Raw genomic sequence first — 10,377 nt, 5'->3', positions numbered from 1 at the left:
GGAATTCCATACATAGGCCAGCCGCAGTGTCGTGCCGTAACCTTCCCAGTACGCCGTGAGGTTGTACGCGTGCGGCGAAATGCCGATCGCCTGCGCCGGCAGGCCGGACCCGATATTCCTCTGCGAGACCACCGTGTAATTGGTCTGGATGCCAAGGCCCTTGTAGATGAAATCCAGCGGCTGCACCCAGGTGACCTCGGCGCCGCGGATGAACAGCGTGCCGTCGGCATTCATTTGCTGGGTCACCTGCACCTGTGCCGAATTGGGGCCGCCGCGCAAATTGAGCGATTGCTGCTGGGTGGGCGTCAGGCTGTCGAACGGCACGCCGAGGGCGTTGAAGGGCACCAGGCTGGTTTCGTTGACGGTAAAGCCGGTGATGCGCTTGCCGAACAGATCCACGCCCACATAGCCCTCGTTGCCGGTATACCACTCGCCGCCAAAATCCAGATTGGTCGACAGGTACGGCCTGAGTTTGTCATTGCCCTCGCTGGCGATTTCAGCCGCGGGATCGGTGTAGTTGAGACCCGGCACCATCGCACTGGGATCAGGCCGCGTCATCGAGCGCGAGGCTGCCAGGCGCAACACGATATTGTCGGTGGCATTGAAGGCGGCGTTGAACGAGGGCAGGTAGACGCCGTAGGCGTGCTTGTCCACCACGCTGCCGGCGCCGACCTTGCCGGTGGAGGTGATCACCGGGCCGGTGACGGTCTGGTCGGTATAGGCGTGGCGCACGCCGCCATTGAGCCGCAAATCGTGGCCGCCCAGGTCGAATTTGCCATTGCCTTCCACATACCAGGCCCAGGTGCTTTCCTCGATACCGCCCGCATTGGCGCCGGTGACGGCGCCCGTCGCCAGCGGCGCAACCGAGGTGTAGTAAGGGTAGTGCGTGGCCGCCAGAACCGCGTCGTAGTTCGGCGCGATAAAGCCTGCCGGCCCGGACATGAAGTACGAAGGGATCGCAGAGGCGGGAATGGCGCTTTCGCCGTAGCTTTGCCACGCGGTGCTGTCCACGTAGGCCTTGATCTGGCGCGCGATATCGTCGTAAGCGATGCCGGCGCGCAGATTGTTGTCGTCATCGCCCCACTGCAGGTCTTCGCGCGTGCCCTTGTTGGCGGTGACGCGCGTTTCGTTAGCCACCTGCAGGCGATACCAGGTCCAGCCCGCGTTCGGATTGTCGAGATCCAGGCTGGGCGTGATGATGGGGAAGGCGCCGCCGGTGTTCTTGAAATCCACCGTCGTCGGCGGAGAAATCACTCCTACCGTCGGCTGGTAGTTGGTGTACCAGCTACGCTGCGTATAGCCCTGGAAGTCGAGCTTGATGTTTTCATCGTCACCGAACAGCAGCTCGCCACCGGGGTTGATGTTGTAGAAGTGAACGTGCTGCCGGTAGGGAATGGCCTCCAGGAAGTACTGCGCGTTGGCAAAGGTGGCGTTGGTGACCACGTTGTTCTGGTCCACCTGCATGTTGAGCGGAATCATCGAACCGCTGCGGCCCACCAGGTCCATGTCCATGCGGTTGAAGTCGCGTTCCTGCTTGGAGAACAGCGTATCTAGATAGAAGTGCGCGCGCTCGTTGGGGCGGAACTCCAGTGACAGCAGGCCCGCCTGGTGATCGTTGGTGCCCTGGATGTAGGACTGCCGCGCCAGCCGCGGAATCAGCGCATTTTCGAGTTGCGAGGCGGTCAGGTCCGGGTTGTGCTCCAGCAACCAGGTGCTATTGATCGCCTGGCCGGGAATCAGGCCGTTGCCGGCATTCGCCGGCACCGTGCGGGGAATGACCCAGCTGCTGCCGCCGGGGCTGCTGCAAGCGCCGGTGATGCCGACACACTGTGCTCCCGCGGGCGAGGGCGTGGTCCAGCCGATGGTTTCAAAACCGCGCACATCGTAGTCGTTGCGCGACGCGGTCAGGCCGACCAGTACGCCGAACGTATTGGATTTATTGGTCCAGCTGCCGATGACGGCGCCGCGTGGCTGCGTGTCGTGACCAATGGAGCTGTAGGAGCCTTGTGCCGAATAAGTCAGGTGGGTGCCGGGATTGTCGAATGGGCGCGTCGTACGCATGTCCACCACGCCGGCAACGCCGCCTTCGGTCATATCCGCTTGCGGGGTCTTGTTGACCGTCAACTGGGTAAAGAACTCGCTCGGCAGCAGGTCCAGATCCACTTCGCGGTTCTGGTTCTGGGCGCCCAGCGTGCCGGACGAAGCGACCGCGATCTGGTCGCCATTGAGCAGGATCTTGGTGAAGTCCGTACTGAGGCCGCGAATCTGCACATTCATGCCTTCGCCATCCACGTCGCGCGAAATCTGCACGCCGGGGACACGGTTCAGCGATTCGGCAATGTTGGTATCGGGAAACTTGCCGATGTCTTCCGCATACACGGTGTCCACCACGTTGGTTGCATCGCGCTTGGCATTGGTGGAGAACTCGATGCTGTTGCGGTAGCCGCCGCTGACGTTGACCGTTGCCAGTTGCTTGGGTTGGCTCGGGGAAGGCGCGGGTGTCTGACTCTGCGCATCCGCCGGTGCAGGTGCAGGGGTCGGCGCCGGCGGCGATGATGGTGTGTTCTGTGCGTAGGCCGCACTTGCCGCGCCAAGCAGGGCAAACGTCATGGCACGCGACAGCATGGTTTTTGCAGATGCTTTTTGCACCGTACTCCCCTCCCGATTCTTATGGCTTTGGTTGTGCCCTCGAATGTCCGGTGAAGTGGAGCGTGCCGTCATGGCTGAGCTGACTGGCTTGCCGGTGACTCAAGGGTGACGGAAAGGTAGCGCTAACATTTTTGGCTCGCACGCTGCATGGCAGCATGAATGGCCTTGACGCTGCGATGAACGGTGGAGTGCATAAAAAGGCTGCAAAGAAGCTCTGCGGCGCCAGTGGCCTGCGCGTTGCGGCTATGCAAGGTGGTTTTTGCATCTTCCTGTGCTAATGATAGCGCTAACAAATTGGCGGGCGGCCAGCGTAACGGGCGACCTGTCGCGATGGCGCCGTGCCGGTTCGACTGGGGTATGCCGATGATCGATGAGGGGCTGCGGACGCGGCCGGATGCAAGCAAGGCCGCACGCCGCGTGGACAAAACAGGCGAGGCAGGTAGGGCGCTTCGGCGTGTCGCCGGCGTCGGCACCTACCGTTGGCGGGTGTGCGCCATGCTGCTGCTGGCAACCACCATCAACTACACCGATCGCCAGGTGTTGGGTGTGCTGGCGCCGTTCCTGCAGGAAAAAATCGGCTGGAACGAAATCCAGTACAGCTACATCGTTACCGCCTTCCAGGCGGCCTATGCCATCGGCCTGCTCGGTGCCGGCGCGATCATCGACAAGTTCGGTACGCGCCTGGGCTATGCGCTGGCGATTGGCGTGTGGAGCCTTGCGGCTGCCGGCCATTCGCTGGCCACCGGCGTCGTCAGCTTCGCCGTGGCGCGTTTTGCCCTCGGTCTTGGCGAGGCCGGCAACTTTCCGGCCGCGATCAAGGCGGTGGCCGAATGGTTTCCGCAACGGGAGCGCGCGCTGGCTGCCGGCATCTTCAACTCGGGTTCGAACGTTGGCGCGATCGTTGCGCCGATACTGGTGCCCGTCGTCGCCGCGCGTTGGGGCTGGCAGGCGACTTTTCTTTGCACCAGCGCGCTAAGCGCGCTGTGGCTGGTGATGTGGCTGCGCACGTATCGAACGCCCGGCGAACAGCCCAAGCTGTCCGCGGCCGAGCGTGCGTACATTGGGCACGAACCGCCAACCAGGGCGGTGCGCGTGGCGTGGTCGCAACTGTTGCGGCACCGCCAGGCCTGGACCATGGTCGCGGCCAAGTTCATCACCGATCCCATCTGGTGGTTCTTCCTGTTCTGGCTGCCGAAATTCCTGCATGCGCGATATGGGCTCAGCCTGCTGGAACTGGGCTTGCCGCTGGTCAGCATTTTTCTGCTGGCCGACCTGGGCAGTATCGGCGGAGGTTGGCTGGCGGCCCGCTTCATCAAGCTCGGCTGGAGCGCCAACCGCGCGCGCAAAAGCGCCATGCTCGTCTGCGCGCTGCTGATCGTGCCGGTCGTGTTTGCGGCAAAAGCAAGTCACCTGTGGCTGGCGGTCGCGCTTATCGGCATGGCCACGGCAGGACACCAAGGATGGTCGGCCAACGTCTATACGCTGGCCTCGGATCTGTTTCCACGCCACGCGGTAGCGTCGGTGGTCGGCCTGGGCGGGTTCGCCGGTGCGGTCGGGGGCATGCTGATATCCACGGTGATCGGACTGCTGCTGCAAACCACCGGCAGTTACGTGCCGGTATTCATGCTGGCAGGTTCGGCCTACCTGATCGCGCTTGCCGTGGTGCATGCGTTGACACCTCGGTTGCAGCCGGTACGGCTCGCATCGGCCGGCGGCGCCAACCCATCGTCGTGAGCTGTCCGGATTATCCTTCACTACCTGGAATGTCTTGCCGTGATGAAACTCGCCATGCTTCCCTTCAAGCTGCATCAGGATCGTCTTTTCTCATCCGATCCCGCGCAGCGGGCGATTGCCCGCCGGTTGTACGAACAGGTCGCCAGCTTGCCGATCATCAGTCCGCATGGGCATACCGATCCGGCGTGGTTCGCCGATAACGCACCGTTCGCCAATGCCACGGAATTGTTGCTGGTGCCGGATCACTACGTGTTCCGCATGCTCTACAGCCTGGGTATTCCGCTCGACGCCCTCGGTATTCCGCGCCGCGATGGTTCGCGCGCAGACGCCGATCCGCGCCAGGCGTGGCGGTTGTTCGCACAGAACTTCCATCTCTTTCGCGGCACGCCTTCGTCCATGTGGCTGAACCATGTGTTCCACGACGTGTTCGGTTTGCGGATTCGATTGGAAGCGCGCACCGCGGACACGTATTACGACCACATCACCGCCGCCCTGTCGCGGCCGGAATTCCGCCCGCGCGCGTTGTTCGAACGCTTCCGCATCGAGGTGCTGGCGACCACCGAATCACCGCTCGATCCGCTGCATCACCATGCCAACCTTCGCGCCAGCGGATGGAATGGGCGCGTCATCACCGCCTATCGGCCCGATCCGGTGATCGATCCCGAGCACGAGCAGTTTCCCGCTGCGCTGGAAGCGTTCGGTGCCATCACCGGCGAAGACGTGCACAGCTGGAGCGGCTACCTGCGCGCCCACCGCCAGCGCCGCGCGTTTTTTGCCAAGGCCGGTGCAACCGCCACCGATCACGGACATCCTTCCGCCGTCACCGCGGACCTTTCCAGCGTCCAAGCAGGCAAATTGTTCGACCGGATCGTGCGCGGCAAAGGCAGCGCCGAAGATGCCGAACTGTTCCGTGCGCAGATGCTCACCGAGATGGCCGCCATGAGTGTGGAGGATGGATTGGTCATGCAGCTCCATCCCGGCTGTTTCCGCAACCATAATCGCGCCTTGTTCGAGCGCTATGGCCGCGACAAGGGCGCGGACCTTCCGTTGCGCACGGACTACGTCCATGGCCTGAAGCCGCTGTTGGATCGCTTCGGCAACGAACCGAACTTCAGGCTGATCCTGTTCACGCTGGACGAAAGCACCTATAGCCGCGAACTGGCGCCGATGGCCGGCCACTATCCGGCACTGCACCTTGGGCCCGCATGGTGGTTCCATGATGCGCCGGAAGGCATGTGGCGCTTTCGCGAGTGGACGCTGAGCAGCGCGGGCTTCTACAACACGGTGGGCTTCAACGACGACACGCGCGCGTTCCTGTCCATTCCGGCGCGCCACGACGTTGCGCGCCGCGTCGATTGCGCGTTTCTCGCCAAGCTGGTGGCCGAGCATCGGCTGGATGAGGACGAAGGCGTGGAGCTGGCGGTCGATCTTGCGTATAACCTGCCGAAACGGGCATACAAATTGTGATGCCGGCGTAGGCTGGGATGAAATCCCGGCCTACGTATTACCGCTCGGCCGCATACAGATGCACGCGATAAATCCGTATCCGGTCGGCATCCATGCTCAGTTGCCTGCCCTGGTTGCTTTGATCGCCATTCAAGCGCCGCTCGACTAGCCATGCCGTACCAGCGCGCGACACCTCCTCGATGCTTGCAATGCCCGCCACGCGCGCATCCGTATCCGGATCACGCGTCATGCCGACGGTAAGCCCGCTGCCGACGATATAGAACTCGTCGGGCAGCGATTGGAGCACGAGCATGGCGCCGTCGTTGGTGAGCAAGTGCTTGTCCGGCCATGAACGCGCGAGCGTCGCGGTGAAGAGATAACCACCCAGTGCAACGGTCTGCGTCGGCCGCGGACTGGTTGCATGTAGGACGAGGCCACGCGTACGACCCGCTGCCTGCGCTTGCAGCAGTTGTTCGCCAAGCTGGTCGAGTGCGGCGTAAACCTGCATCAAAAGCGGTGTGGCATCCGTCTTATGCTTGGGCGGACTCAGGCTGTCGATGCCGAATGGACAGAAGCCGAAGCCGCGGGCCTCGCCGTAGAGATACAAGGCGTTGTAGGGGGCGCTGTCGAGCTTCGCTTCCGGCACGAACGCCGGATTGCCCAGTGCCTGGTAGCGCTGTACCCAGTAGGAAAAGTCAGGCCAGTAGATGTCCGGCGCATAGAAATCGATATGCGTGGCGACCGCTTGGTAGATCTGCTGGTCATAGGGGTGAGAGCCCCCGCTGGGATATTCGCCCGCACGCTCCAGCGGTGCCGGCAGCTGGGCGTTCATGTACATCGGCAGCGCATATTGCTGCTTGCCTGCGCGCGCCACGGCGTCGGCATAGGTGGCGTAGCGCCAGGCCATGAAGGCTTCGTCCGCCGCGTCGCCGAAGACCTCCTTCCAAGTGCGTCCTTGCGGGTTGAAATGGGCGGCCAGTTCGGGCGTCAACGCTGCGCGCTTTGCCTGCAAGGCCTGCACAAGCGAAGGCGGTACCGCGCTTGCGAACGTGCGATCGACTTGCGCGGACCGGTCCCGGCCATCGCCGACCAGGCCAACCTCGTTCTCGACCTGCACCATCAGCACCGTCTGCTGAGTATCCTTCGTGCGCACGTGCGCCATCAGCGCCGCGAAGGCGCGGCTGTCCAATCGCAAGGTTTCTTCACCGAAAGTGGACAGAATCTCCAGCGGTGCGCCGTCGATCGCACGTGCACGGGGAAAGCGGCGGGTGTCGGCTTTCACCCAGGCTGGCGCGTAGTCGGAAAAACCATTCTTCCAACTGCCGAACCACAGCAACACCAGATGCATCCGGTTCGCTCTGGCGACGTCGATCCAATGATCGAGCAAGCTGAAATCGAAGCGACCTTCTGTCGCCTCGATCTGCTCCCAGGCCACAGGCATCAGTACGGTGTTCACGTGCAGGACGGCGAGCCGCGGAAGGATGGCGTCAGCCTGTGCTTCGGTGCCGGCGGAGGAGTTGCCCAGTTCGCCGCCAAGCATGAGATACGGCTTGCCATGCAGGATCAGTTGGCTGGCGCCGTTTTGCATCACGACCTTTGGCAACTCCGTCGCGGCGGCGGGAGCAGCCAGCAGTGCCAGCAAGGCCAGCATGATCAGGAGCCTCATCGGTTCTCTCCGTACATTGCAGCGACCAAGGACTGCGAGACCGACGCGGGCGAACCATCGGCGAGCGCGGCATAAGCAGTGCGCAGGGGATGAATGAATGGCACATCCTGCGATAGCGGCGCGGAGAAGACCGCGTCGAGTTGCAGGAAGGCGTCCACGTCATGGGCGGCATCGCCGTTGCATGCCCGGCCGACAGCGGTCAGTGCATCATTCAGTGGATCGACCAGCGCCACGCCGTTGCGCGCCTGCCTGCGCACGAACTGCATCCATGCGGCGACGGAAACGCATAACGCCGCGACGGATTTGCCTGCCGCGAGCGCATCGGCGATCGTGCTGAGCAAGCGCACCGGCAACTTCTGCGAACCATCCCATGCAATCTGCGCCAGGCGATGGCGGATGGCGGGATTACGGAAGCGCGCGAGAATCGCGTCGATATATGCCGGTGCATCCAGGCTTGCGGGCAATGCGATCACCGGCGCGATCGATTCGCGCATCAGGTGTTCCACGAAGGCGGCGAGCAGTGGTTGGTTCATCGCATCGGCGACTGTCTCCAGCTTCATCAGCGAACCGAGATACGCCAGCGTGGAGTGCGCGCCGTTGAGCAGGCGCAGCTTGGCGCGGTCGTAGCCGGCAATGTCGTGGCTCATGGTGACGCCGGCCAATTCGAACGGTGGCCGCCCATTGCAGAAGCGGTCCTCGATCACCCATTGCGCATAGGTTTCGCGCTGGATCGGCCAGGCATCCAGGCAACCCAGTTCACCGCGGACGCGGTCGCGCAGGGCATCGTCGGTGGCTGGGGTGATGCTGTCGACCATCGAACAGGGAAAACTCACCTGCGCTTCGATCCAGTCGGCCAGCGCCGCGTCGATACGCCGGGCGTATTGCAACACCGCGCGACGCAAGCGGTGGCCGTTCTCGGCGAGGTTGTCGCAACTGAGCACGGTGTAGGGCACAAGTGCGCGCTTCCGGCGCTGACGCAAGCCAGCCACGATGTAGCCGATGGCGCTGCGCGGTTCATCCGGCATGGCAAGATCGTGCACGATATCCGGATGAGCGGTGTCGAGATCCTGGCCGGCCAGGCAATAGCCCTTTTCGGTGACGGTAAGTGTTACCAATCGCACGTTGGAATCGGCCAGGCGCAGGAGAATGGCAGCGGATTCATCGCGGGCGCAGAGCAGTTCGCGGATCGAACCGATCACGCGCAGTTGGGTTTGCTGGCCCAGCAACAGCAGGCTGTATAGACCATGCTGCGGACGCAGTGCATCGCGCACGTCGGTGCTGTGCAGGGATACGCCGCAGATCGCCCAGTCCGGGTGTGACGCCAGCAGATCGTCGATATACACGGCCTGATGCGCACGATGAAACGCGCCGGCGCCGATATGCACGATACCGACGCGTGTATCGCCGAGCCGATAGGCTGGCGTGGCCACGCCAGCCGGAAGCTCGGCCAACGCCTGCTCGGACAGCCGCTTCAGCTGACCGGCCATCAGCGCCGCACCTCAAAGCTGCCTTGCGCCAGGAACGCAAGCATGTCGTCCTCGCGCAGCAGGTTTACGTCACCGGGAATCGAGTGCTTCAGGCATGCCGCGGCCATGGCGAAGTCGAGCATGGCTTTATCCGGCATGCCGCGGAACAGTCCGTGCAGAAGACCTGCCGCAAATGCATCGCCGCCGCCGACGCGATCGACGACGTGGGCAAGCGTGTACGGGGCTGTGGTCAACAGGTGGTCGCGCGTGGCCATCAGGCCGAAGAGATCCTGGTCGTCCACGTTGCGATGCAGGCGCTCGGTTGCCGCCATGCGGCGCAGGCGTGGCCAAGTTTCGAAGGCTGCATTTGCTGCGGCACGAAAGCGTTCGACGGCATCGGCTTGCGGAAATGCCGTGCCGAGCATCAAGGCAATGTCACGGTCGTTGCCGAACAGCAGATCGGCCTCGCCGACGATCCCGCGCAGCAGCGCCGGTGCTTGAGTCGCACGCGAACCCCACAGCTTGCTGCGGTAATTGCAATCGAACGAGATCGACTTTCCCGCATCGCGCGCCGCATGCACGGCCGCAAGCGCGGCCCGTGCCGTGGTTTCGCCCAGGGCAAGATTGATACCCGACAGATGTAGCCAATGCGCGTTGGCCAGCAAGTGTGGCCAGTCATAGTTCTCCGCTGGCGTGCGTGCGAATGCGGAATCCGCACGGTCGTACAGCACTTCCGAGGGGCGGTGCATGGCGCCCGGCGAAAGGTAGTACACGCCGATGCGTCCTTCCGCGTAATCGATGCCGCCGGTGTCCACGCTATGCTTGCGCAGTTCACCGGCGCAGGCACGGCCCAGCATGTTGTCCGGCAATGCGCTGACCATCACGCTGTGGTGGCCGAGGATGGCCAGCGATGCGGCTACGTTGGCTTCTGCGCCGCCGAAGTGCACGTTGAAGTGTGGTGATTGCAGTGGGAGTTCGCAGCCTGGTGGCGACAGTCGCATCAGCAGTTCGCCGAAGCAGACGATGCGGGTGCTTGCTTGGGAAGCGTCATGCATGTTCGCTGGTTCCGCTTGATTTTTTGATGACACCAACGTCAAGGCGAGAAGCTTGATGCTCGCGGAGAACGGCTCCCTCCCCTGCGGCAGTAGGGGAGGGCTGGGGTGGGGTTGCTTGGGCTTTAGCGTGCAGCCGGATAGCCACGATTTCTAATGACACGAAATGCTTTGCGGTGATGTCATGTTCGCGCTGCTCGCTGCGCTCGCACCCCACCCTGATCCAATGCTCCGAATTTAAGCCTAATGGCACTAACTTAAGCCAAGAAGCTTGTTGTTCGCGGTGATCTGCGCCCTCCCCTGCAAGCAGGGGAGGGCTGGGGTGGGGTTGCTTGGGCTTTAGCATGCAGCTGAATGTCCTCAT

General features: G+C 63.0%; 6 protein-coding genes. 2 read left to right on the top strand and 4 right to left on the bottom strand.

Translation table 11 applies throughout. The features are described 5' to 3' along the window. On the bottom strand, positions 1 to 2,649 hold a 2,649-nt coding region (locus tag VMA74_RS04290; RefSeq protein WP_325365144.1), incomplete at its 3' end, for a TonB-dependent receptor. A 495-nt stretch (positions 2,650 to 3,144) separates the two neighbouring features. Here VMA74_RS04290 and VMA74_RS04285 point away from each other — a divergent pair. Both VMA74_RS04285 and uxaC read left to right on the top strand, forming a co-directional pair. After that, a complete protein-coding gene (locus tag VMA74_RS04285; protein WP_325365152.1) occupies positions 3,145 to 4,383 on the top strand; it encodes an MFS transporter in 1,239 nt (412 codons plus the stop codon). 54 nt (positions 4,384 to 4,437) lie between these two features. Beyond that, the gene (uxaC, locus tag VMA74_RS04280; protein ID WP_414649553.1) at positions 4,438 to 5,850 is read left to right on the top strand and encodes a glucuronate isomerase; all 1,413 of its coding nucleotides are present in this window, start codon (positions 4,438 to 4,440) and stop codon (positions 5,848 to 5,850) included. Positions 5,851 to 5,887: 37 nt separating this feature from the next. On the opposite strand, the gene VMA74_RS04275 is transcribed toward uxaC, so the two are convergent. From VMA74_RS04275 to VMA74_RS04265, 3 genes are read right to left on the bottom strand one after another with little or no spacing between them, the layout of a single operon-like run. After that, positions 5,888 to 7,495, bottom strand: a complete 1,608-nt coding sequence (locus VMA74_RS04275) for a DUF5597 domain-containing protein (protein ID WP_325365142.1) — start codon at positions 7,493 to 7,495, stop codon at positions 5,888 to 5,890. Further along, the gene (locus VMA74_RS04270) at positions 7,492 to 8,982 is read right to left on the bottom strand and encodes a mannitol dehydrogenase family protein (protein WP_325365140.1); all 1,491 of its coding nucleotides are present in this window, start codon (positions 8,980 to 8,982) and stop codon (positions 7,492 to 7,494) included. The genes VMA74_RS04275 and VMA74_RS04270 overlap by 4 nt, the downstream gene beginning before the upstream one ends. Then, on the bottom strand, positions 8,982 to 10,016 hold the full coding sequence (locus VMA74_RS04265; protein WP_325365138.1) for a sugar kinase: 1,035 nt from the start codon (positions 10,014 to 10,016) through the stop codon (positions 8,982 to 8,984). The genes VMA74_RS04270 and VMA74_RS04265 overlap by 1 nt, the downstream gene beginning before the upstream one ends. Positions 10,017 to 10,377 lie beyond the last annotated feature (361 nt).

The sequence above is a fragment of the Dyella sp. genome, from assembly GCF_035508675.1.
Lineage (GTDB): Bacteria > Pseudomonadota > Gammaproteobacteria > Xanthomonadales > Rhodanobacteraceae > Dyella_B.
This window is presented reverse-complemented; position numbering and strand designations above follow the sequence as displayed.